At 61.8% G+C, this 21,126-nt stretch carries 22 protein-coding genes; 10 read left to right on the top strand and 12 right to left on the bottom strand.

What is annotated here, in order from left to right; translation table 11 throughout:
* The first annotated feature begins 115 nt into the window (after positions 1–115).
* The 7 genes from KDW95_RS10450 (at position 116) to KDW95_RS10420 (ending at position 9,523) form a co-directional block, all read left to right on the top strand.
* Complete coding sequence (locus KDW95_RS10450) at positions 116–1,153, top strand: rod shape-determining protein (RefSeq protein ID WP_255856213.1); 1,038 nt, start codon at positions 116–118, stop codon at positions 1,151–1,153.
* A gap of 125 nt (positions 1,154–1,278) precedes the next feature.
* Positions 1,279–2,079, top strand: a complete 801-nt coding sequence (gene mreC, locus KDW95_RS10445) for a rod shape-determining protein MreC (RefSeq protein ID WP_255856212.1) — start codon at positions 1,279–1,281, stop codon at positions 2,077–2,079.
* Positions 2,072–2,560 (top strand): rod shape-determining protein MreD, encoded by a 489-nt coding sequence (mreD, locus tag KDW95_RS10440; protein WP_255856211.1) that lies wholly within the window; start codon positions 2,072–2,074, stop codon positions 2,558–2,560. Before mreC ends, mreD begins: the two co-directional genes overlap by 8 nt.
* Before the next feature lie 56 nt (positions 2,561–2,616).
* Positions 2,617–3,201 (top strand): Maf family protein, encoded by a 585-nt coding sequence (locus KDW95_RS10435; RefSeq protein ID WP_255856210.1) that lies wholly within the window; start codon positions 2,617–2,619, stop codon positions 3,199–3,201.
* A gap of 132 nt (positions 3,202–3,333) precedes the next feature.
* The gene (gene rng / locus KDW95_RS10430; RefSeq protein WP_255856209.1) at positions 3,334–4,803 is read left to right on the top strand and encodes a ribonuclease G; all 1,470 of its coding nucleotides are present in this window, start codon (positions 3,334–3,336) and stop codon (positions 4,801–4,803) included.
* Positions 4,804–4,815: 12 nt separating this feature from the next.
* Positions 4,816–8,643, top strand: a complete 3,828-nt coding sequence (locus KDW95_RS10425) for a YhdP family protein (RefSeq protein WP_255856208.1) — start codon at positions 4,816–4,818, stop codon at positions 8,641–8,643.
* A 43-nt stretch (positions 8,644–8,686) separates the two neighbouring features.
* Entirely contained in the window at positions 8,687–9,523 is an 837-nt protein-coding gene (locus KDW95_RS10420) for a carbon-nitrogen hydrolase family protein (RefSeq protein WP_255856207.1), read from the top strand.
* Between the two features lie 72 nt (positions 9,524–9,595).
* Here the strand turns inward: KDW95_RS10420 and yjgA are convergent, their stop codons facing one another.
* The 12 genes from yjgA to KDW95_RS10360 all read right to left on the bottom strand — a co-directional run bounded on the left by yjgA (position 9,596) and on the right by KDW95_RS10360 (position 18,737).
* Positions 9,596–10,129, bottom strand: coding sequence for a ribosome biogenesis factor YjgA (gene yjgA, locus KDW95_RS10415; RefSeq protein WP_255856206.1), 534 nt, complete (start codon positions 10,127–10,129; stop codon positions 9,596–9,598).
* An 11-nt stretch (positions 10,130–10,140) separates the two neighbouring features.
* Complete coding sequence (gene mgtE / locus KDW95_RS10410) at positions 10,141–11,490, bottom strand: magnesium transporter (RefSeq protein WP_255856205.1); 1,350 nt, start codon at positions 11,488–11,490, stop codon at positions 10,141–10,143.
* Between the two features lie 187 nt (positions 11,491–11,677).
* Complete coding sequence (locus tag KDW95_RS10405) at positions 11,678–11,947, bottom strand: HPr family phosphocarrier protein (protein ID WP_255856204.1); 270 nt, start codon at positions 11,945–11,947, stop codon at positions 11,678–11,680.
* Between the two features lie 42 nt (positions 11,948–11,989).
* Complete coding sequence (rapZ, locus tag KDW95_RS10400) at positions 11,990–12,850, bottom strand: RNase adapter RapZ (protein WP_255856203.1); 861 nt, start codon at positions 12,848–12,850, stop codon at positions 11,990–11,992.
* Positions 12,851–12,916: 66 nt separating this feature from the next.
* On the bottom strand, positions 12,917–13,375 hold the full coding sequence (gene ptsN, locus KDW95_RS10395; RefSeq protein ID WP_255856202.1) for a PTS IIA-like nitrogen regulatory protein PtsN: 459 nt from the start codon (positions 13,373–13,375) through the stop codon (positions 12,917–12,919).
* A gap of 18 nt (positions 13,376–13,393) precedes the next feature.
* Positions 13,394–13,684 (bottom strand): ribosome hibernation promoting factor, encoded by a 291-nt coding sequence (gene hpf / locus KDW95_RS10390; protein ID WP_020683102.1) that lies wholly within the window; start codon positions 13,682–13,684, stop codon positions 13,394–13,396.
* 51 nt (positions 13,685–13,735) lie between these two features.
* The gene (locus KDW95_RS10385; protein WP_255856201.1) at positions 13,736–15,256 is read right to left on the bottom strand and encodes an RNA polymerase factor sigma-54; all 1,521 of its coding nucleotides are present in this window, start codon (positions 15,254–15,256) and stop codon (positions 13,736–13,738) included.
* A 167-nt stretch (positions 15,257–15,423) separates the two neighbouring features.
* Positions 15,424–16,152 carry an LPS export ABC transporter ATP-binding protein gene (gene lptB / locus KDW95_RS10380; protein ID WP_255856200.1) on the bottom strand — a complete coding sequence of 243 codons (729 nt, stop codon included), beginning with the start codon at positions 16,150–16,152 and terminating at the stop codon, positions 15,424–15,426.
* On the bottom strand, positions 16,149–16,655 hold the full coding sequence (lptA, locus tag KDW95_RS10375) for a lipopolysaccharide transport periplasmic protein LptA (RefSeq protein WP_255856199.1): 507 nt from the start codon (positions 16,653–16,655) through the stop codon (positions 16,149–16,151). Before lptA ends, lptB begins: the two co-directional genes overlap by 4 nt.
* On the bottom strand, positions 16,642–17,208 hold the full coding sequence (gene lptC, locus KDW95_RS10370; RefSeq protein WP_255856198.1) for an LPS export ABC transporter periplasmic protein LptC: 567 nt from the start codon (positions 17,206–17,208) through the stop codon (positions 16,642–16,644). The genes lptA and lptC overlap by 14 nt, the downstream gene beginning before the upstream one ends.
* Before the next feature lie 3 nt (positions 17,209–17,211).
* Positions 17,212–17,763 (bottom strand): HAD family hydrolase, encoded by a 552-nt coding sequence (locus KDW95_RS10365; RefSeq protein ID WP_255856197.1) that lies wholly within the window; start codon positions 17,761–17,763, stop codon positions 17,212–17,214.
* Positions 17,763–18,737, bottom strand: coding sequence for a KpsF/GutQ family sugar-phosphate isomerase (locus KDW95_RS10360; protein ID WP_255856196.1), 975 nt, complete (start codon positions 18,735–18,737; stop codon positions 17,763–17,765). Before KDW95_RS10360 ends, KDW95_RS10365 begins: the two co-directional genes overlap by 1 nt.
* 329 nt (positions 18,738–19,066) lie before the next feature.
* Between KDW95_RS10360 and KDW95_RS10355 the strand changes: the two genes are divergently transcribed.
* The 3 genes from KDW95_RS10355 to mlaD are packed head-to-tail and all read left to right on the top strand — an operon-like array spanning position 19,067 to position 21,122.
* The gene (locus tag KDW95_RS10355; protein ID WP_255856195.1) at positions 19,067–19,876 is read left to right on the top strand and encodes an ATP-binding cassette domain-containing protein; all 810 of its coding nucleotides are present in this window, start codon (positions 19,067–19,069) and stop codon (positions 19,874–19,876) included.
* 3 nt (positions 19,877–19,879) lie between these two features.
* Positions 19,880–20,662: a lipid asymmetry maintenance ABC transporter permease subunit MlaE gene (mlaE, locus tag KDW95_RS10350; RefSeq protein WP_255856194.1), complete on the top strand. Its 783-nt coding sequence runs from the start codon at positions 19,880–19,882 to the stop codon at positions 20,660–20,662.
* 1 nt (position 20,663) lies between these two features.
* Entirely contained in the window at positions 20,664–21,122 is a 459-nt protein-coding gene (mlaD, locus tag KDW95_RS10345) for an outer membrane lipid asymmetry maintenance protein MlaD (RefSeq protein WP_255856193.1), read from the top strand.
* Positions 21,123–21,126: the final 4 nt, after the last annotated feature.

The raw sequence follows: 21,126 nt of genomic DNA, 5'->3' as shown, positions 1-21,126 counted from the left end.
GGGAAGACGGCTAAGTTAACATATTTGTTCCTTGCTCTAAATCCCTGCCATTGCTAGAGTTACGTGTTTTCAGAATCAGCGCGTCGCGCGGCATCTGTTTAGGTACCCCATCCCCATGTTCAAGAAAATCCGAGGTCTTTTTTCCAGCGATCTGTCCATAGACCTGGGCACGGCGAACACGCTTATTTATGTTCGTGACAAAGATATAGTGCTGAACGAACCTTCTGTGGTTGCCATTCGTCATAACGGCAACCACAAGTCAGTGGCTGCAGTGGGGATGGATGCCAAGCGCATGCTCGGGAAGACACCGGGTAACATCACCGCCATCCGCCCGATGAAAGACGGTGTTATTGCCGACTTCCATGTCACCGAAAAAATGCTGCAGTACTTCATTGCCAAGGTGCATGAAGGCAACTTCCTGACGCCAAGCCCCCGTGTGCTTGTATGCGTACCCTGCAAGTCGACCCAGGTTGAGCGACGTGCCATCAAGGAATCGGCGCTCGGCGCCGGTGCCCGCGAGGTCTACCTGATCGAGGAACCCATGGCCGCCGCGATCGGTGCCGGCCTGCCGGTGGATGAAGCCCGTGGCTCCATGGTGGTGGATATCGGGGGGGGCACTACCGAAATCGCAGTCATTTCACTCAACGGTATCGTCTACGCCGAGTCTGTGCGGGTCGGCGGTGACCGTTTCGATGAAGCCATTGTTACCTATGTGCGTCGCAACTACGGCTCCCTGATCGGTGATGCCACGGCCGAGCGCATCAAGCAGGAAGTGGGTACCGCGTACCCGACCTCTGAAGTGCTCGAAATCGATATTCGCGGCCGCAACCTGGCCGAGGGTATCCCGCGTCGCTTCACGCTGAACAGCAACGAAGTGCTGGAAGCGCTGCAGGAGCCGCTCGCGGCCATCGTACAGGCGGTGAAAAGCGCGCTGGAGCAGTGCCCGCCGGAACTGGCAGCGGACATTGCCGAGTTCGGTATCGTCATCACCGGCGGTGGCGCCCTGCTGCGCAATATCGACCGGCTGATCAGCGAAGAGTCGGGCCTACCGGTGATCGTTGCCGAGGATCCGCTGACCTGTGTCGCCCGTGGTGGTGGCAAGGCGCTGGAAATGCTCGACAATCGTGCCTTTGAGTTACTCTCCTACGAATAGTGGTTTGATGGTCTTTCCAGCCTTTTCAACCCGATCGGGACACAGCGGCGGCCGCTGCGAGGTGTCCCATTAAGCTGATTTTCAGGGGCGGTTCGCCCCGTGCCCTCTTCGTTGTGCTGGTGCTGATGGCGCTCCTGCTGATCATCGCCGACCTCAACTGGTCCCGGATGCGTGATACGCGCGCTTACCTCTCGCTGCTGATAACACCGCTGCAATGGATGGTCGACGTGCCCGGACGGGTTGCGGATGACCTGTCCGGCGTGCTGGTGGATCGCACGACCCTGCTGAAAGAGAACGAGCGCCTCAAGTCAGAGGCGCTGTTGCTGGAACGCAAGGTGCAGCAGGTTTCCGCCCTGACAGCAGAAAACCTGCGCCTGCGCGAACTGCTCGATGGCAAGGCGCGGGTAAAGGACGAGGTCATGCTGGCCGAGCTGATCGGCGTCAATCCCGACCCCTTCCTGCATCAGGTGATCGTCAATCGCGGTGCCGAGGACCAGGCCTATATCGGCCAGGCGGTGCTGGATGCCGGCGGCGTGATCGGTCAGGTGGTCGAAGCCAGTCACTACACCAGCCGCGTCATGATGATTACCGATGCGCGCCATGCCATTCCGGTGGAAATCAACCGTAACGGCCTGCGTGCCATTGCGCTGGGCAAGGGCGTGTACGATGAAATCGAGCTCGAGCATGTGCCCGATACCGCCGATGTACGCGAAGGCGATCTGCTGATCAGCTCCGGTCTTGGTGCGCGTTTCCCCAGGGGCTATCCGGTTGCGGTGGTTACCGGCGTGATTCGCGATCCGGGCCGGCCGTTCTCCCTGGTCACCGCCAAGCCCACGGCGCGCCTGGACAAGAGCCGGCATCTGTTGCTGGTACGCGGCCCCAGGGAGCTGCCGGTCGCGCCGACGCCTGAGGTTGTCGATGAGTGAGGTGCGTCCGGGCGGGTTTCTGATCATTATCGGAACCTTCCTGGTGGGCCTGACGCTGAGCCAGCTGCCGCTGCCGGTGCAGTTTGAATGGGTGCGTCCGGAGTGGGTACCCATGATACTGATCTACTGGGTGCTGGCGCTGCCGCACCGGGTCAGTATCGGCACCGCCTGGATGCTGGGCCTGACCCTGGACCTGCTCAAGGGCAGTGCCCTGGGGCTCAATGCCCTGGCCCTGACCCTGATTGCCTTCCTGACCCTGCTGATTCACCAGCGCCTGCGCATGTTTCCCCTGTGGAAACAGGCGACGATGGTGATGGTGCTTGTGGGCATCAACCAGCTGACCTTTCACTGGATGCAGTCCATTGCCGGCAATACCCGTGACAGCCTGATGTTTATGCTGCCGTCCCTGGTGAGTGCGCTGCTCTGGCCCTGCGTCTTTGTCCTGTTGCGTAGCATTCGGCGTACCTTCCGGGTAACCTGATTGCAGGCCGCCGGGCGGCAAGGGCCCGTCGCCAATCAAAGGAATTCACGCTGACAATGACAACCCTGATACTGGCCTCCGCATCGCCGCGGCGTCGAGAATTGCTGACCCAGATTGGTGTGGCCTTTGAGGTCTGCGCGCCGGGTCTGAGCGAGCAGCATCGGGCGGGGGAGACACCGCAGTGCTACGTGCGGCGCCTGGCGCTGGAAAAAGCCCGCGCCGGGTTTGAACAGGGCGGGGCCTGTTGCCCGGCGCTGGGCTCCGATACCGCGGTGATCTGTGACGACGAGATCCTTGGCAAGCCCCGGGACGAAGCCGATGCGGTGCGCATGCTGATGCTGCTGTCGGGTCGCCGTCACCAGGTCTTGACCGGCGTAGCGCTGGTGGATGCAGAGCGTAGCGAAACGCGGGTTGTGACCACCGAGGTGGAGTTTCGCGTACTGAGCGAGGCGCAGTGCCGGCGCTACTGGGCCAGTGGCGAGCCCCGGGACAAGGCCGGTGCCTACGCCATCCAGGGGCTTGGCGCTGTTTTTGTTACCGCGATCAGTGGCAGCTATTCCTCGGTGGTGGGTTTGCCCCTGGCCGAGACGGCGCAGTTGCTGGCGCAATTTGGCGTACCTCTGTGGTACGGCGCTGACTAGGATACACAGGTTCGTGCAGTCGCTGGCGGCTGTGCGCGACAAGGGTCACTGGGCCCGGCCGTGCAGGAAACGGATCAGGAGATCGGTTTGACGGCCAGCTTAACTGAGAGTCGAAGGAGCAGGCGGTAACCGATGGGCGAAGAAATTCTGATCAACTTTACGCCAATGGAGACCCGCGTCGCGGTGATCGAAAACGGCGTACCCCAGGAAATCTACATCGAGCGTGCCAAGCGCCGCGGTCTTGTGGGCAATATCTATAACGGCAAGGTGGTACGTGTACTGCCGGGCATGCAGGCGGCCTTTGTCGATATCGGCCTGGAGCGTGCGGCCTTTATTCATGTCGAGGAAGTGCTGGGGCAGTCCGCCACGGCGGAGGAACGCAGCAATACCTCCATCGCCCAGGTTCTGCGTGAAGGCCAGGGGTTGCTGGTGCAGGTCACCAAGGACCCGATCGGTACCAAGGGCGCGCGCCTGACTACACACCTGTCCATACCGTCCCGCTACCTGGTGTACATGCCGGGTAACGAACATATCGGCGTGTCGCAGCGGATTGAGGACAGCGAAGAGCGTGACCGGCTGCGCAGCCTGATCGAGTCGCTGGCCGAAGAGGCGGGCGAGGAAAGTCGCGGTGGCTTTATTTTGCGCACCGTGGCCGAAGGCGCCAACGAAACCGAATTGCGGGCCGACCTGCTGTTCCTGTACCGCCTCTGGCGCGCCATTCAGAGCAAGATTGACGGTGCCGGCCTGCCGGAAATCGTCTATGAAGACCTTCCCCTGAACATGCGCGCCCTGCGCGACATGGCCCACGCCGGCGTTGAGCGCATTCGCATCGACTCCCGTGAAACCTACCAGAAAGCACAGGAGTTTGTGCAGGCGCTGGTACCGGAGATTCAGCAGAAGCTGGAGTATTACCCGGGCGAGCGACCGATCTTTGATCTGTTCAACGTGGAAGAAGAAATCAAGCGCGGCCTGGGACGCAAGGTCGAGCTGAAATCCGGCGGATACCTGATATTCGACCAGACCGAAGCCATGACCACGGTGGATATCAATACCGGCGCCTTTGTGGGTCACCGCAACCTGGAAGAAACCATCTTCAAGACCAACCTGGAGGCGGCCACCGCGATCGGGCGTCAGCTGCGCCTGCGCAACCTGGGCGGCATCATTATTATCGATTTTATCGATATGGAGGACTCCGACCATCAGCGCCAGGTGTTGCGTACCCTGGAGCGGGTGCTGGAAAAGGATCACGCCAAGTGCAAGGTCACGGGCGTATCCGAGCTCGGCCTGGTGGAAATGACCCGCAAGCGCACGCGCGAGAGCCTCGAGCAGGTACTCTGCGATGCCTGTTCCCAGTGCCAGGGGCGCGGTACCATCAAGACGCCGGAAACCGTCTGCTACGAAATATTCCGGGAAATACTGCGCCAGCACCGTGCCTATGATACCGACTCCTACCTGGTGCTCGGCGCCCAGACGGTGGTGGACTATTTGCTGGATGACGCATCCGAGCATCTGGCGGAACTGGAAGCCTTTATCGGCAAAACCATTCGTTTTCAGGTCGAAACGCTCTACAGTCCCGAGCAGTTCGACGTCGTGCTGCGCTAAACGGAGCGCGGCGTGAACATCAGACTGGGGCGGGTGCTGGGTGGGCTGGGCTGGTTCAGTGCCGGTCTGCTGTTGCTGCTCGCCCTGCTGGTGACGCTGACGCGCCAGTTTCTGCCTGCGGTCAGCGAATATCGCGAGGAACTGGTCGGGCTGCTCAGCGAGCAGCTTGGCGTACCGCTGGACATGGACGCGATCCAGGGGCAGTGGGATGGTGCTTCGCCGCAGCTGTCCATCCGCGGCCTGCGTGTGTTTGCGGACACCGATGCCGGGCCCGAAGTCCGCGCTTATGTCGATTCCATCAGTATTGAGCTCGACCTGCTGTCCTCCCTGACTCACCTTGTGCCGGTATTTCGCCAGGCGCAGCTAAGTGGTCTGCAGCTGACCTGGCGCGAGCGGGACGGGCGCTGGTTGCACCGCCCTGGCGCAGGCGAGGGCGGCAGCGGCCTCAAGGCGGACGCCTGGAACCGGATGCTGGCGCTGGCGATGATCCAGCCGGCGGTCTCGATTTCCGATGTCGAGTTAACCCTCCTGCCCGAGTCGGGGACGCCGCGAGTCCTCAGGGCGCCGCGGCTGCTGTTGAACAACAGTGCGAGCGAGCATCAGCTGAGTGGTGACCTGGTATTACCGGCGGCCGGCGACAAGGGTGGGGTGCGTTTTGCCATCGAAACCCGCGGTGCCGCCGAGGACCTGCTGCAAGCCCGATACGATTTCTACCTGTCACTGGATGAGCTGGGCCCGGATCTGTTGAACCTGGAGCTGCTGCCGGTCCAGGTCGAGCGGTTGCGCGCCAGTACCGAATTCTGGGGGCGCGTTTCGGCCGGCCGGCTGGACAGTCTGCAGGGCTCTGTTGATGTGGCGGAATTCTCCGCTGCATCGCCCGGCGTGCCCGACATCAGCGATGCCCGTACCGATTTCGCGTTGCTGCGCAGTGGCGAGCGCTACCAGTTGCAGCTCAACCGGCTGGCACTGAGCAGTGCCGGTGCCGTCCTTGCCGTGCCCCAGTTGCTGCTGGAGGCACTGTGGCAGGACGGGCAGCTTAAACCGGCGCAGATCGCCGGTTCCGGCCTTGAGCTGGCTCCGCTGGGGCTCTGGGTACAAAGTCAGCCCTTTGTTCCCGAGGGGCTCAAGGCGGCCTTGCTGCCACTGGCGCCCGCGGGCCTGCTGACCCGCTTTCGCGCCGACTGGCCGCAGAATGATGACTGGAGCGGGTTTGAACTGCAGGCTGATCTGGCGCGGCTGTCGAGCGAAGCCGCCTGGGGGGCGCCCCGTGTCAGTGGCGTCAGCGGGCGCCTGGAGGCGAATCTGCGCGGTGGCCGCCTGCACCTGGACTCCACTGATTTTGAGCTGTTCTTTCCTGACCTCTATGACCGTGGCTGGGCTTACGACCAGGCCGATGGCATCGTGCGCTGGTCGCTGGAGCCGGATGCCGTCGTGATCGGCAGCGAGTTGCTGCATCTCAACAATGCGTCCGTATCCGCGGCGGGGCGCTTCAGCATGCGCTTGCCCTACCAGCACGAAGAGCAGACCGAGCTCACGCTCATGATTGGCATGACCGACAGTGACGCCCTGCAAACCGCCAACTACGTGCCGCCGGACGAGGTGGGACGCAGCCTGTACGACTGGCTGGCCGGTGCGATTCAGGGTGGGCGTCTGCGCCAGGGCGGCTTCCTGCTGCACGGTGGCACGCGGCGGCTGGGAGATGGCGTGGCGCCAACGGTGCAGATGTTCTTCGACGTGGATCAGGCGGACATGGCCTATCAGCCTGGCTGGCCGGCGGTGGAGGCTGCCCGGGCTTTCGTCATGCTGCGTGACCGTGCGCTGCTGGTGGAGGTCGAAGAAGGCCGGTTGATGGCGTCGAACGTCGAGCATGCCAGGGTTTACTTGCCGGGGCCGGATGCACCACTGCAGATCGACGGGCAACTGAGCGGAGATGCCGCCGATATTCACCGTCTGCTGATGGAATCTCCGTTGCGCCCCCTGGTGGGGGACGAGCTGGCGCAGTGGGAACTCAGGGGTCCGGCCCAGACCGCACTGCGCCTGCAGATCCCGCTGGCCGCAACGCCGCTGCCCCGTGTTGGCGTGGCGACACGCCTGGCCAGCGGGACCCTGGCATCCGAATCCCTGCGCCTGGCCTTTTCCGACCTGCACGGCGACCTGCATTACAGCACATCGAAGGGGTTGCGCGCGGAACGGCTGGATGGCCGCATGCAGGGCGAGCCGGTGCGAGCCCAGATCAGCACGCCGGGTACAACTCCCTGGCGCACCCGTGTCAGCCTTGCCGGTGAGTTACCCATGGCGCAGCTGGCCGACTGGAGCGAGCTGGACATTCTGCAAGGTCTCAGCGGCAAGGCGGCCTACAACGCCCGGCTGGATCTGTGCAACGGTGCCCAGGACTGCAACCGGCTGGTCATCACCAGCGATCTGGCCGGTGTCGCCGTGCCCTGGCCGGGTTTTCTGGGCAAGCCGGCCGCCGAACCCCGGTCGCTGTCGGTGGTGGTGGGCCTGAACGAGGGGACGCTGCGCCTGAACTACGATGAACGCCTGCGCGGGGTCTTCGACCTGGTGCCGCCGCTGGCGGGACGCGGGCGCATTACCTTCGGTGGTGCCCGCCCCGACCTGCCACCGGCCGGCGGGCTCTGGGTGGATGGGCGCATCGAGGCGATCAGTACCGATGAGCTGGAGGCGTTCGCGCAGCAGCAGGGCTGGCAGGCGAGTCTTGCCGGTGCCTCAGCCCCCGCGGCGACCGCCACGGGCGACCTGGCGCTGCGGGCACTGGATGTGCAGGTCGGTCAGCTGGATGTACGCGGCATGCTGTTTGCCCAGGCCAGTGTGCACCTGGCGACAGAGCCCTGGCAGCTGTTTGTGCAGACCGCAGAGCTGGATGCGACTTTGGGCTGGCCCGCGCAGCCGGGACTGCCATACCGCTTGCAGGTCAAGACGCTCAACCTGCCCGAGCCTGAGGCGGCGTCGCCCTCGAGCGAGGATAGCGCGGCAACGCCGGAGCCGATTGACCTCAGTGGCATGCCTGCCGTGGATGTCAGTATCAGCAGCCTGAGCCTGGGGGCGCGTAACCTTGGGCAGTGGCAGTTCGCGCTGCGTCCGCAGCCCGGGCGGCTGGCGTTCGAAGCGGTAGAGGGCCATATTGGCGGCCTGGATGTGCGGGGTGAAGGCAGCTGGCGCGAATCGCCGGCGATCAGCACGGAGCTGACGCTCAAGCTGCAGGGCGGGGATATCGGCACCCTGATGGAGGCCTGGGGCGGAGGCCGTGTGCTCACATCCGATAGTACCGATGCTTACCTGCAACTGGGCTGGATGCGCCGTCCCTGGGATATTTCCCTGGCCCAGGCGCAGGGCGAGCTGGCCTTCAGGCTTGAGGACGGGCGCATTATCGAAAGCGGCGGGGCGAGCAATATCCTGCGTATTTTCGGTATTCTGAACCTCAACAGCCTGGCGCGACGCTTCAAGCTGGATTTCTCCGACCTGCTCAGAAGCGGGCTGGCCTATGACAGCCTGTCGGGGCGCTACCGCTTTGAGCGCGGTCAGGCCCGAACCCTGGAACCCCTGCGCCTGCAGGGGCCCTCGGCTGACATGACCATGACCGGCAGGCTGGACCTGCTGGCCGAAACTGTCGAGCAGGACATGGAGGTTACGTTGCCGCTGACCAGCAATATTCCGCTGGCGGCGGTGTTGCTGGGGGCGCCCCAGGTGGCCGGTGCCGTGTTTCTGATCGACAAGCTGATCGGCGACAAGCTGGAAAAGGTGACCACGATTCGCTACCGGGTCTCCGGCGACTGGAATGATCCCGAGGTATCGGTCATGCGTTCGCAGTCCTCCGAGTAGCCCTGTTATGGCAATGGGTGTTGGCGGCAGTGAGGGGTAGAAAATGTCGAAATGCGCGGTGATTCAGATGGTGTCCGGGCCCGGGTTCGAGGCGAATTTCGCCACGGCGCAGCGGCTGGTGCAGGGTGCAGCCGCCGAGGGGGCGCGCTTGGTGGTGCTGCCGGAAAACTTTGCCCTGTTCGACTCGGCCAACCTGCGTACGCTGGCGCAGCAGCAGGGGCGTGGCGAGTTGCAGCAGCGTCTGGGTGCCCTGGCGGCGGATGCCGGTATCTGGCTGGTGGCGGGCTCGGTGCCGCTTGTGCAGCGCGAGAATGGCAGCGAGCTCTCCGGCGGACGGGTGCGTTCCGCCTGCCTGGTATTCGATGACCGCGGTCAGCAGCGAGCGCGCTACGACAAGCGCCACCTGTTCGATGTCGATGTGGCGGATGCCCAGAAAAGCTACCGCGAGTCCGATTACATCGAGCCCGGCGAGCAAGTGGTGCTGGTGGATACGCCCTGTGGGCGCCTTGGATTGAGTATCTGCTATGACCTGCGTTTTGCCGATCACTACCAGCGTCTGCGCGATGCCGGAGCCGAGCTGATCAGTGTGCCGTCGGCCTTTACCGCAGTCACCGGACAGGCGCACTGGGAATTGCTGTTGCGTGCCCGGGCGGTGGAGTTCCAGTGTTACCTGCTGGGAGCCAACCAGGGTGGCCAGCATGGCAATGGCCGCGAAACCTGGGGGCACTCCATGGTGGTTGACCCCTGGGGCCGGGTCGCCGGGTCGCTGGCGCAGGGGGAGGGCTGGTGCTGTGTGGATATCGATCTTGCCGAGTTAAAGCGCATACGCCAGCGCATGCCGGTGAGCGAGCATCGACACCGGGCCGTTATCGGCCGTTGACGGAGCTTGAATAACAAAAAGCCGGGGCTGCAATGGCAGCTCCGGCTTTTTTAGGCGAGCGCTGGGGCTGGCTCAGCCCGGCTCTTCTGCCAGTTCGCGCAGGTACTTGAAGAGCTTGCGGGCGCTGGCCGGCGGTTTCTGCTGCTGCGCCTCCTTTTGCGCATTGCGCACCAGCTGGCGCAGATGCTGGACATCGGCGCCTGGAAAGGCCGCTACATAGTCGGTCAGATCGCTCGGTGTGCCGTTGATCAGGCGGTCGCGCCAGCGCTCCAGACGATGGAAGTGGGCGTCGTGGGCCTGCTTGCCGGCTTCGAAGCTGTCCAGTGTCTGGCTGATGGCATCGCTGTCTGCCAGGCGCATCAGGCGGCCAATGTACTGCAGCTGGCGACGGATAGCCTCGCCCTTTTTAAGGCGGCGGCACTCATCAATGGCCTCGCGCAGGGTCTCGTCCAGCGGCACCTTGGCCAGCTGATCCTTGTTCAGGGCGACCAGTTTTTTACCGAGGTCTTGCAGTGCGTTCATCTCGCGCTTGACCTGGCTCTTGCTGACCCACTCTTCGTCCTGGTCGGCGGGGTCTAGCTGTTCAAAATCTTCTTCGTTAGTCATGGGTCGATTCTTTAGCTGTAAAAGTAGGTCGCCAGTCCGAGGAAGGCGAAGAAGCCTACAACGTCGGTAATGGTGGTGAGCAGCACGCTGCCAGCCAGGGCCGGGTCTATGCCGGCAGCCTTGAGGCCGATGGGCAGCAGGGTGCCGGCCAGGGCGCCGGCGATCAGGTTGATCACGATGGCAGCGGCGATAATGCCACCGATATAGAAATCCTGAAACCAGATAATGGCGACGGCGGCGACGACGGCGGCCCAGAGCAGGCCGTTGAGGGCGCCGGCAACCAACTCGCGGTTGAGCAGCCAGCCGATATTGCTGCGCTCCAGGTGTCCCAGTGCCTGGCCGCGAATCACCAGGGTTAGCGTCTGGCTGCCGGCGATGCCCCCCATGGAGGCGACGATCGGCATCAGTACGGCCAGGGCCACCACCTTCTCGATGGTGTCTTCAAACACCCCGATCACCGCCGAAGCAATAAAGGCGGTGAGCAAGTTCACACCCAGCCAGATGGCACGGTTGCGGGTCGTACGCATCAGCGGTGCAAAGGTGTCGGCATCTTCCCCCAGGCCTGCCATGCCCATCAGGGAGTGGTCGGCATCCTCGCGGATAACATCGACCACGTCATCGATGGTAATACGCCCCAGCAGGTTGCCATGTTCGTCAACCACCGGCGCTGAAATCAGGTCGTGCTGCTCGAACAGTTGGGCGACTTCGCTGTCGGTCATCGTGGCCTCGATGGGCTCGATGTCGGTGGTCATGATTTCGCGCACCATGATGTCGGGGTCAGACACCAGCAGCTTGGTCAGGGGCAGGATGCCGATATAGGCGTCCTTGCGACTGACAACGAACAGACTGTCGGTCATGTCCGGTATTTCCTTGTGGCGGCGAATATAGCGCAGCGCCGTTTCCACCGTGATATCCGGCCGGATGGTCACGGTGTCGGTATTCATCAGGCCGCCGGCCGTGTCCTCGTCATAGGACAGGACCTGTTCGACCCGGGTGCGGTTCTGGATATCCATGGTTTGCAGCAGTTCGCGCATGATGCGCTCGGGTAGCTGCTGCAGCAGGTCGGCCATGTCGTCGATATCCAGGCCCTCGGTAATCTCGAGGACCTCCTGGGTTTCCATGCGGCTCAGAATCTCGGCCTGGACGTCGTAGCCCAGGTGCTGCAGGACGTCGCCTTCCAGTTCCTTGTTGACCAGGCCCCATAGAAGCTGGCGTTCCTTGGGCGGCGACTTGTCCAGCAGGTGAGCGATCTCCACCGGGCGCATGCTGTTGTTCAGCGTATGACGCACCTGACGCAGCTCACCGCTGTCCATGGCGGCGTTCAGGCGTTCGATTGGGGAGAGTGGCTCTTTACTGCTCATGACATCCTTGCGCTGTGCGAGGGCTGGTGAGGAACGGGAAAATCTGCAGGCGTTTGCCCCGCAGCCGCTGCATGCGGCGGCTCAGGTGGCGTTGCCCGGGATGACGACAGTATACCGGAATCAGGTGGCGGGTATCAGCGGGGGATGGGGCCGGGTAGAGGGTAAAGGCGGATTTTTATTCGGCTTTTTATTCGCCTTCGCCAAAATAGTCTTCGATAAGGGCTGTCAGGGCGTCGATGGCGGCCTGCTCGTCCTCGCCTTCGGCACGGATCAGCAGTTCGGTGCCCTTGCTGGCGGCGAGCATCATGACGGACATGATGCTCTTGCCGTCGACTTCGCGGCCATCCTTGTTGATACGGATCTGGCTGGAGAACTTGCCGGTCGTGCTGATCAGCTTGGCAGCAGCGCGCGCGTGGAGTCCCAGCTTGTTTATTATGGTGACGTGTTTTTCAATCATGCCGGGGTCTGTCCTCGATCAATAGAGCTATCCATAACGCCGCTAGTTCAGTTCGCGGTGACGGACATGCACATTATCCACAGACCGCCGGAAATGACCAGCGAGTTGCTCGGCGATAAAGACCGAACGGTGTTGCCCGCCAGTACAGCCGATGCCGATGGTGATATAGCTGCGGTTGTTGCTCTTGAAGCGTGGCAGCCACTTGGCGATGAAGTCACGAATATCACCGGTCATTTCCGCGACTTCCGGAGCCTGTTCGAGAAAGCTGACAACGGGTGCGTCCAGGCCGGTGAAACCGCGTAGTTCCGGAATCCAGAAGGGGTTGGGCAGTACCCGCACATCGAAGGTGAAGTCGACATCCAGCGGCACGCCGTGTTTGAAGCCGAAGGACTCGAACTGCACCGAAATTTGCTGCTCGGTGCGCTGGGAGACGCGCAGCTTGATGCTGTCGCGCAGGTCGTAGAGCTTGAGGCGCGTGGTGTCGATGCGCAGATCCGCCATGTTGGCGATGGGCTCGAGCAGCTGTCGCTCATTCTCGATGGCCTGCTGCAGGCCGGTGTTTTCGCCGGACAGTGGGTGCTTGCGCCTGGTGGCACTGTAGCGCTTGAGCAGGGTCGGGTCCGAGGCGTCGAGATACAGCACCTCGGTATTGACCTGCGCGTAGCGGGTGCGCATGTCTTTCAGCAGTTTTGGAAACTGGCGCAGATTGCTCAGCAGGTTGCGTGCGTCTATGCTGACCGCCAGCTTTTCCGGCGGTGCCGGGTCCTTCAGCATCTGTTCGATCAGGCTGGGCAGAAGCAGGGCGGGAAGGTTGTCGATGCAGTAAAAATCGACGTCTTCCAGTGCCTGCAGTGCGGTGCTTTTGCCTGAGCCGGACAGGCCGCTGATCACAACCAGTTTCATGCCGGTGTCATCAGGGGCTGGATTGCGTGAAGGCGTGATGGGGGTCTGATCATGGAGTGGCGGTGCTCAGTGCTCTGCCAGTCGCAGTGCCGTATCGAACAGCTGCTGGTCAGAGGTGGTGTCGCGCAGTGCTGCCAGTACCTCTGCGCGGTTGAACAGTTCAGCCAGCATGGCCAGTGTCTGCAGGTGGTCTTCGGTGGCTTCGGAGGGCACCAGCAGAACAAACAGCAGATCGACCGGCTGGTTGTCGATGGCGTCGAAATCAATGGGGTCCGCGAGCTTGATCATCATGCCGCAGGCCTGGGTGGCGCTTTCGAGCCGGCAGTGGGGGATGGCGACACCGCTGCCGATCCCGGTGCTGCCGAGGCGCTCGCGGCCGATCAGGCCGCTGAATATTTCTTCAGCGGCCAGCCCTTGTGCCTGCTCGGCGATCAGTTTACTGGCGGTTTCCAGTACACGTTTTTTGCTGCCCCCATCCAGGTTGCAGAATGTAAGGGCGGGGGTCAGCAGTTCATGCAGATACATGGGCGTATTCGTTTACCGTTATTTGTGGTTTTTGGTTTTTTCTTTGTGCTTGATGATCTGGCGGTCAAGCTTGTCGGTCAGGCCATCAATCGCGGCGTACATGTCTTCGTGTTCGTGAGTCGCAAACAACTTGCCTCCTGCAAGATGGACATCGGCTTCTGCCTGCTGGCGCAGTTTTTCTACACTCAGGGTAACCTGGACGTTGGTGATGTTGTCAAAGTGCCGTTCTAGCTTGCCGAATTTACTATGTACATACTCGTGCAGTGCATCGGTGAGTTCTACATGATGTCCTGTGATGTTGATCTGCATAGTTTTCTCCTAGTCAACAGCGGCGAAAAGATCGCCTTGTTTGCATCTCAATTAAACCAGACGCTTGCGCTCATTAGAAGGTGCAATATTCATTGCTTCACGGTATTTCGCCACGGTGCGTCTGGCGACCTTGAATCCCTGGTCATCCAGTAGCTGGGCAATCTTGCTGTCGCTCAGTGGTTTGGTACTGCTTTCGGCCGCGACCAGGCGCTTTATCAGGGCGCGGATGGCGGTGGAGGAGGCGGCACCGCCATCACTGGTACCCACATGGCTGGAGAAAAAATACTTCAGCTCGAAGATGCCCCGCGGCGTGTGCATGTACTTTTGCGTGGTCACCCGGGAAATGGTGGACTCGTGCATCTCGACGGCTTCGGCGATGTCGTGCAGTACCAGCGGCTGCATGGCTTCTTCACCCTGCTCCAGGAAACCTTCCTGGCGGGCGACGATTTCCCTGGATACCTTGAGCAGGGTCTCGTTGCGGCTTTGCAGGCTCTTGATGAACCAGCGTGCTTCCTGCAGGTGGTTCTTCAGGTAGGTGTTGTCAGAGCTGTTGTCGGCGCGCCGGATCAGGTCCGAATACTGGGTGTTGATGCGCAGGCGCGGGGCCGTGTCGGGGTTAAGGGCAACGGTCCAGAAGCCCTTGACCTTGCTGACCACGACATCGGGGATGACGTATTCAGCCGTACTGGCGGTAATGCTGGCGCCAGGCTGCGGATTCAGGCTCTGGATCAGCAGGATGACTTCCTGCAGCTGGTGTTCCTTGAGCCTTGTGCGGCGGATCAGCTGTTTGTAGTCGCGGCTGCCGAGCAGCTGGATAAACTCGCTGACCACGCGAATGGCTTCCTTGCGCCAGGGGGTCGACTCCGGCAGCTGGCGCAGCTGGATGGCCAGGCACTCGCCCAGGTCACGGCCGCCGACGCCGGCGGGGTCGAATTGCTGAATGCGGTGCAGCACAGCCTCGATATCCTCGGACTCGACGTCTTCGAAGTCTTCGGGGTTTTCCCGCTTGAAGTGCTCCAGCAGTTCATCCAGGGAGATGCGCAGGTAGCCGTTGGCGTCGATGCCATCGACGATGCCGGTGGCAATGAAGCGATCCAGGTCACTCATGGGGGTCAGGTTGAGCTGCCACTCCAGGTGGTCCTGCAGGGTTTCCTCCGCCGTGTCGTTGGACTCCATGGTGCCGTCGTCGTCCCGTGCAGGCCCGCTGGGCGTGCTGCTCTGGAAGGTGTCGTCCCAGGAACTGTCGGTGCCGAGCTCTTCGGGGATGTCGTCATTCCAGGTGTCTTCGGCCTGGGGGCTGTCATCGCTGTCGCTGTTTTCAGCGCTGGCGCGGTCGCGTTCGGTCTCGGCAGTCTTTTGCGGGGCTTCGGAGTTCTGGTGCTCGTTGTAATCGCTGTCCGGCGTCTCGTCGTGCTCCTCGTCCGAGGATTCGAGCATGGGGTTGTTTTCGAGCGCTTCCTGGATTTCCTGCTGGAGGTCGAGTGTCGACAGCTGCAGCAGGCGTATGGCCTGCTGCAGCTGGGGGGTCATGGTCAGGTGCTGACCGATTTTTAAGTGGAGCCCTTGCTTCATAGAAAGACTGCGTTATCTGTGGGAGTGGGTCGAGTTGCTGTGCATTATATGCCTATCCGCCGCCTGTGTGTCGTCTATCGGCTTAACGGGTCATTCAATGCCTGCCCGGTGGCAGATGCAGCGCCAAAAGGATCCGCCACAGCGTCGAGTGACGTATTGTCGGTTTGCTAGAGCCTGAACTGCTCGCCCAGGTAGGCGGCCTTGACCTGCTCGTTGGCGATAATGTCCGCCGGTGCCCCCTCGGCCAGGATGCCGCCTTCGCTGACGATGTAGGCGTGTTCGCAGATATCGAGGGTTTCGCGCACATTGTGGTCGGTGATCAGGATACCGATGCCCTTGGTCTGCAGGTGCCGGATGGTGTTCTTGATATCGTTGACCGAAATCGGATCGACCCCGGCGAAGGGCTCGTCGAGCAGAATGAAGGTCGGCTCGGTGGCCAGGCAGCGGGCGATCTCGACGCGGCGGCGCTCGCCGCCGGACAGGGCCATGCCGAGGCTGTCGCGGATATGGACGATATGAAACTCTTCCAGCAACTGTTCAAGGCGTTTCTCGCGGCCGGCGCGGTCCAGATCCTTGCGGGTCTCGAGGATGGCCATCAGGTTGTCGCGCACGCTGAGCTTGCGAAAAATGGACGCTTCCTGGGGCAGGTAGCCAAGCCCCTGGCGGGCGCGACCGTGCATCGGCAGCGAAGTGATGTCTCTGTCGTTGAGCAGTACCTGGCCCTGGTCAGCGTTGACCAGTCCGACGATCATGTAAAAGCAGGTGGTCTTGCCGGCGCCGTTGGGCCCCAGCAGTCCGGTAATCTCTCCGCTTTTGAGGCGCAGCGAGACATCTCGTACCACGGCACGCCCCTTGTAACTCTTGGCCAGCTGGCGCGCTTCCAGTGTGCTGGTCATTGAGCCGCCCCTTTGGGCTGTATGACCATCTGCACGCGGCCCTGGCCGCCTTCACCGCTGAAGGCGTTGACCAGGGATTTCTCCAGGTTGTAGACGATCTTCTGTCCGGTAAAGGTATCTTTCTGCTGCACGACCCGGGCCTGGCCGGTGATGGTGATTTCCTGGCGGTTGACCTGGTAGTCCATGCGTTCGCCATAAGCGTTGGTGACCGGCTTGTCTTTGGCCGCCTGCTGTTCGAACTTGACATCGCCGGTGGCCAGAATGCGGCTGACACCGGACGCGGTGCGGTGCAGGTCAACGTTGCGGGCATTGATTTTCAGTGTGCCCTGGGCGATTTCGACGTTGCCGCTATAGGTGGTGATGCCGGTGTTGTCGTCGATGGTGGCTGTATCGGCGCTGACATGAATCGGCTGGTTGCGATCGCTCGGCAATGCCAGGCTGGTGCCGGAGATGCTCAGGGACAGCAGGGCTGCCAGCCAGAGGCGGGTGTTATTTGGTTTCATAGCGTCCCTCGACATCGGACAGTAACTCGACTTGGCGGGTGTTCAGGTAAGCCTTCATGCCGTTGGCCCGGGTTTCCCCACCCTGGCTGAACAGCGTGACGGCGGTGTCGGTTTCAATAAATTGCTGCGATGGCAGCAGGCTCAGCGTCTGGGTTTCCAGTCGCAGTGGCTTGCCGGCGGACTGGCTCAGCACCTTGACGGCGCCGTTGAGCCTGACCTGTTCATCGCTGTCCTGCATCAGGCCCTGCTGGGCGCTGATCAGTACCTCGCCCCGGTCCTCGTTGCTAAACAGGGTGATGTCTGGCGCCTGGGCTCTGAGTTCGCCGGGCTCGGGGTAATGCTCCAGCTGCGGCGAGCGCAGTTCCTGGTGCAGCAGCCCCCTGGCGTCGAACTGGCGGATGGTGGCATCACGCAGGTAATAGTCGGTATCGGCGCCACCGGGGGCGATTTGCGGCGCCTGCGCCTCGGTGGGCGCGCGGTCGGCACCCCAGTACAGCAGTATCGGCGCCAGCAGGGCGGTGGCGAGAATCAGGCGCGTCCGGCTGCTCAGCATGGTCTAGAGGTACTCGCTGACAAGTGACTCGAGCTGGCCACGGGCGCTGAGTATCTGCTCGCAGAATTCCCGTCCGGCACCGGCGCCTCCGGCCCGCTCTGTGCACCAGTGTGCGTGTTGGCGCATCAGTGGGTGGCCGTTGGGGACGGTGGCGCCAAAGGCAACGGCGCGGATGGCGCCCAGGTCCGGCCAGTCATCGCCGATATAGGCCGTGGTATCGCTGTCATGGGCCGTTTGTGCCCAGATTTCCTTCAGGGCTACCAGCTTGTCTTCGCGGCCCTGCAGCAGGTGGGTAATGCCCAGCGCCTGTGCGCGCATTTCCACCTGGGGCGAACGGCGGCCGGTGATGATCGCGGTCTCGATGCCGGCCTGCTGCAGCAGCTTGATACCAAGGCCATCCAGCGTATTGAAGCTCTTCACCTCGGTGCCGTCGGGCAGGAAGTTCAGGTGGCCGTCAGTCAGCACGCCATCGACGTCAAACACGGCCAGGGTGACCTTGCGCAGCCGTGCAACGAGTTCGGCGGACAGCGGCTCCTGTTGGGTGTATGTGCTCATCAGATCACTCCCGCCTTGAGCATGTCGTGCATGTTCAGGGCGCCAACGGGGCGACGGTGTTCATCCACCACCAGCAGTGCATTGATCTGGCGAGACTGCATCACCTGCAGGGCCTCGGCGGCCAGGATACCCGCGGCAACCGTGGTGCAGTCCGGTGTCATGACATCGCTGATGGGGGTGTGCTTCAGGTCGATGTCCCGGTCCAGGGTGCGACGCAGGTCGCCGTCGGTAAACAGGCCGCACAGGCGCCCATCGCTGTCGGTGACCGCGGTCATGCCAAGACGCTTGCGGGTGACTTCCAGCAGGGCCTGGTTGATCGAGGTGTCACTGCTGACGCTGGGAATGTCGGCGCCGGTGTGCATCAGGTCGCTGACCTTGAGCAGCAGGCGCCGGCCCAGGCTGCCGCCGGGGTGGGAAAAGGCAAAGTCTTCAGCACTGAAACCGCGGGCTTCGAGCAGGGCGATGGCCAGGGCGTCGCCCATGACCAGCTGCGCCGTGGTGCTGGAGGTCGGTGCCAGGCCCAGCGGACAGGCTTCGCGCTCGACGCCGATGTGCAGGCTGGCATCTGAGGCCTGGGCCATGGTGGAGTTGGCGTTGGCAGTGATGCTGATCAGCGGGGCATTCATGCGCTTGATCAGTGGCAAAATGGTCACGACTTCAGACGTTTCGCCCGAATTGGACAGGGCGATAACCACATCCTTGCCGGTAATCATGCCCATGTCACCGTGGCTGGCTTCACCCGGGTGAACGAAAAAGGCCGGGGTGCCGGTGCTGGCAAGGGTCGCGGCGATCTTGTTGCCGATATGACCCGACTTGCCCATGCCGGTGACGATCACGCGGCCTTCGCAGGCCAGCAGCAGGTCGCAGGCACGGGTGAAGTCGCCATTCAGGTGATTCAGAAGGTCGGATACAGCGTCGCGCTCCAGCTCGATGGTGCGGCGTGCGGTGCTGAGATAGTCGAAGGGTTCGCTCATCGAATTCGGCCTTGCGGGTTGTTAAGTGGTCGTGGCTGACGAATAAAGTACGCACAGTTTACAGCAGCGCCGGATTTTAGGCACAACCGTCGGTGAAACAGCCGTTTCAGCCTGCGCGACAGCGTAGCGGCAAGCTGGCAGCACGCACAGGGAGATCTATTAGAACAGAATGGGAAGTCGGTGCAAACTTGGTACCGGAATTCCATGTCCGCCGGTCGTGGCAGCCCAAGTAACATTTCCGGTTTTTGCGCCGCAATGATATATTTCAGCCTTTTCATCTGCCTGGGCAAACTCCACGGCAGGCTCAAGGCCGACCTGCTGCTTCAACTATGGAAAACATCGAAGATTTCACAATCAAAATCAGTAACCTGAGTTTTTCCCGTGGCGAACGCACCATCTTCCGTGATCTGAACATGCAGATACCGCGCGGCAAGATCACTGCCATCATGGGGCCTTCGGGTACCGGTAAAACCACGTTGTTGAAACTGATCGGCGGTCAGCTGATGCCCGACGCCGGGCGGATCGAGCTTGAGGGTGAGAATATTCCTGCCCTGTCGCGGGCGGATCTGTTTGAAGTGCGTTCGCGCATGGGCATGCTGTTCCAGAGCGGGGCGCTCTTCACCGACATGTCGGTGTTCGAGAACGTTGCCTTTCCGCTGCGGGTTCATACCAACCTGCCCAGGGACATGATTCGCGACGTGGTGCTGATGAAGCTTCAGGCCGTGGGACTGCGTGGTGCTCAGGATCTGATGCCGAGCGAGCTGTCCGGCGGCATGGCGCGACGCGTGGCGCTGGCGCGCGCGATCGCGCTCGACCCGCATATCGTTATGTATGACGAGCCTTTTACCGGGCAAGACCCCATTGCCATGGGGGTGCTGGTCAATCTGATACGGCGTCTGAGCCAGGCGCTGGGGCATACCAGTATTATCGTTTCACATGACATTCAGGAAACCCTGGGTATAGCTGATTACATCTACCTGGTATCGGGGGGCTCCGTGATTGCCAGCGGTACGCCCGCCGAGCTTCGGGCCGACGAGTCCGAGCAGGTCAAACAGTTTATGCACGGGCTGCCGGATGGCCCGGTGGCATTCCATTTTCCGGCCGGTGATTACCAGGCTGAACTGATGAAGGGGTTGTAACGGATGCTGGATCGCCTTCAGGCGCTGGGTCATGTCGGGCTGGAAGGGCTGTCTGCCCTGGGTCGCTCCGGGTCGCTGCTGGCGCATGCGCTAATCGCGCGTCCGCAGCCCGCCGTGATGTTGCCGCTGTTGCTTAAACAGATCTATTTCGTCGGTGTGCTGTCGCTGGTTATCATTCTGGTGTCGGGCACCTTTATCGGCATGGTGCTGGGTCTGCAGGGCTACACCATTCTTGTCAGCTATGGCTCCGAGCAGGCCGTGGGGCAGATGGTCGCGCTGAGCCTGGTACGCGAGCTCGGCCCGGTCGTCACGGCACTGTTGTTTGCCGGTCGGGCGGGCTCTGCGCTCACCGCTGAAATTGGCCTGATGAAGGCTACCGAGCAACTGTCCAGCCTGGAAATGATCGGGGTCGACCCCTACAGGCGCATTATCGCGCCACGTTTCTGGGCCGGGTTTATTTGTCTGCCAATCCTGGCAGCCATTTTCTCAACCGTTGGTGTCTGGGGCGGCGCCCTGGTCAGCATTGACTGGCTGGGAATCTATGAGGGTTCTTTCTGGGCCAATATGCAGCAGTCGGTGGACTTCTATGATGATGTCCTCAACGGTTTGATCAAGGCGGTGGTGTTCGGTTTCGTGGTGACCTGGGTGGCGGTATACCAGGGTTATGACTGTGTACCGACCTCCGAAGGGATCAGTCAGGCGACGACGCGTACCGTGGTGTACGCGTCGCTCTGGGTGCTGGGGCTTGATTTTATTCTCACCGCTTTGATGTTTGGAGATTTGTAAGATGCGTACGAGGGTGGTGGAGATCAGTGTTGGCGGGTTCATGCTGACAGGGATCCTGGCATTGATTCTGCTGGCACTGAATGTCAGCGGACTGAAAGTGTCTGATAGCGGGAGCAGCTATCGCGTGCAGGCGCGGTTCGAAAACATCGGCGGTTTGGCGCCCAGGGCCAAGGTCACGCTGTCCGGCGTTCAGATTGGTCAGGTGCGGTCTATTTCCATCGATGATCGCCTGCTGATGGCCGTGGTCGAGATGGATATCAACAGTTCGGTGGACTATCTGAGCCGGGACAGTTCGGCGCAGATACTGACCGCGGGCCTGCTGGGTGAACAGTACATCGGTATTACGCCTGGAGCTGAAGATGAAATGCTCGAGGACGGCGATGCGCTGGAAAATACCCAGTCGGCGCTGGTGCTGGAAAACCTGGTCAGCAAATTTCTGTTCAATAAGGTCAGTGAGTGAGGTT

Origin of the sequence: Marinobacterium rhizophilum (assembly GCF_024397915.1) — a bacterium.
Lineage (GTDB): Bacteria > Pseudomonadota > Gammaproteobacteria > Pseudomonadales > Balneatricaceae > Marinobacterium_A > Marinobacterium_A rhizophilum_A.
The sequence above is the reverse complement of the archived record's forward strand: the minus strand, read 5'-3'. Positions and strand labels throughout refer to the sequence as shown.

Excerpts from the sequence above, each read along its gene's own strand:
- KDW95_RS10450 (WP_255856213.1), top strand. The coding sequence starts at position 116 with ATGTTCAAGAAAATCCGAGGTCTTTTTTCCAGCGATCTGTCCATAGAC.
- mreC (WP_255856212.1), top strand. The coding sequence starts at position 1,279 with ATGGCGCTCCTGCTGATCATCGCCGACCTCAACTGGTCCCGGATGCGT.
- mreD (WP_255856211.1), top strand. The coding sequence starts at position 2,072 with ATGAGTGAGGTGCGTCCGGGCGGGTTTCTGATCATTATCGGAACCTTC.
- KDW95_RS10435 (WP_255856210.1), top strand. The coding sequence starts at position 2,617 with ATGACAACCCTGATACTGGCCTCCGCATCGCCGCGGCGTCGAGAATTG.
- rng (WP_255856209.1), top strand. The coding sequence starts at position 3,334 with ATGGGCGAAGAAATTCTGATCAACTTTACGCCAATGGAGACCCGCGTC.
- KDW95_RS10420 (WP_255856207.1), top strand. The coding sequence starts at position 8,687 with ATGTCGAAATGCGCGGTGATTCAGATGGTGTCCGGGCCCGGGTTCGAG.
- yjgA (WP_255856206.1), bottom strand. The coding sequence starts at position 10,129 with ATGACTAACGAAGAAGATTTTGAACAGCTAGACCCCGCCGACCAGGAC.
- mgtE (WP_255856205.1), bottom strand. The coding sequence starts at position 11,490 with ATGAGCAGTAAAGAGCCACTCTCCCCAATCGAACGCCTGAACGCCGCC.
- KDW95_RS10405 (WP_255856204.1), bottom strand. The coding sequence starts at position 11,947 with ATGATTGAAAAACACGTCACCATAATAAACAAGCTGGGACTCCACGCG.
- rapZ (WP_255856203.1), bottom strand. The coding sequence starts at position 12,850 with ATGAAACTGGTTGTGATCAGCGGCCTGTCCGGCTCAGGCAAAAGCACC.
- ptsN (WP_255856202.1), bottom strand. The coding sequence starts at position 13,375 with ATGTATCTGCATGAACTGCTGACCCCCGCCCTTACATTCTGCAACCTG.
- hpf (WP_020683102.1), bottom strand. The coding sequence starts at position 13,684 with ATGCAGATCAACATCACAGGACATCATGTAGAACTCACCGATGCACTG.
- KDW95_RS10385 (WP_255856201.1), bottom strand. The coding sequence starts at position 15,256 with ATGAAGCAAGGGCTCCACTTAAAAATCGGTCAGCACCTGACCATGACC.
- lptB (WP_255856200.1), bottom strand. The coding sequence starts at position 16,152 with ATGACCAGCACACTGGAAGCGCGCCAGCTGGCCAAGAGTTACAAGGGG.
- lptA (WP_255856199.1), bottom strand. The coding sequence starts at position 16,655 with ATGAAACCAAATAACACCCGCCTCTGGCTGGCAGCCCTGCTGTCCCTG.
- lptC (WP_255856198.1), bottom strand. The coding sequence starts at position 17,208 with ATGCTGAGCAGCCGGACGCGCCTGATTCTCGCCACCGCCCTGCTGGCG.
- KDW95_RS10365 (WP_255856197.1), bottom strand. The coding sequence starts at position 17,763 with ATGAGCACATACACCCAACAGGAGCCGCTGTCCGCCGAACTCGTTGCA.
- KDW95_RS10360 (WP_255856196.1), bottom strand. The coding sequence starts at position 18,737 with ATGAGCGAACCCTTCGACTATCTCAGCACCGCACGCCGCACCATCGAG.
- KDW95_RS10355 (WP_255856195.1), top strand. The coding sequence starts at position 19,067 with ATGGAAAACATCGAAGATTTCACAATCAAAATCAGTAACCTGAGTTTT.
- mlaE (WP_255856194.1), top strand. The coding sequence starts at position 19,880 with ATGCTGGATCGCCTTCAGGCGCTGGGTCATGTCGGGCTGGAAGGGCTG.
- mlaD (WP_255856193.1), top strand. The coding sequence starts at position 20,664 with ATGCGTACGAGGGTGGTGGAGATCAGTGTTGGCGGGTTCATGCTGACA.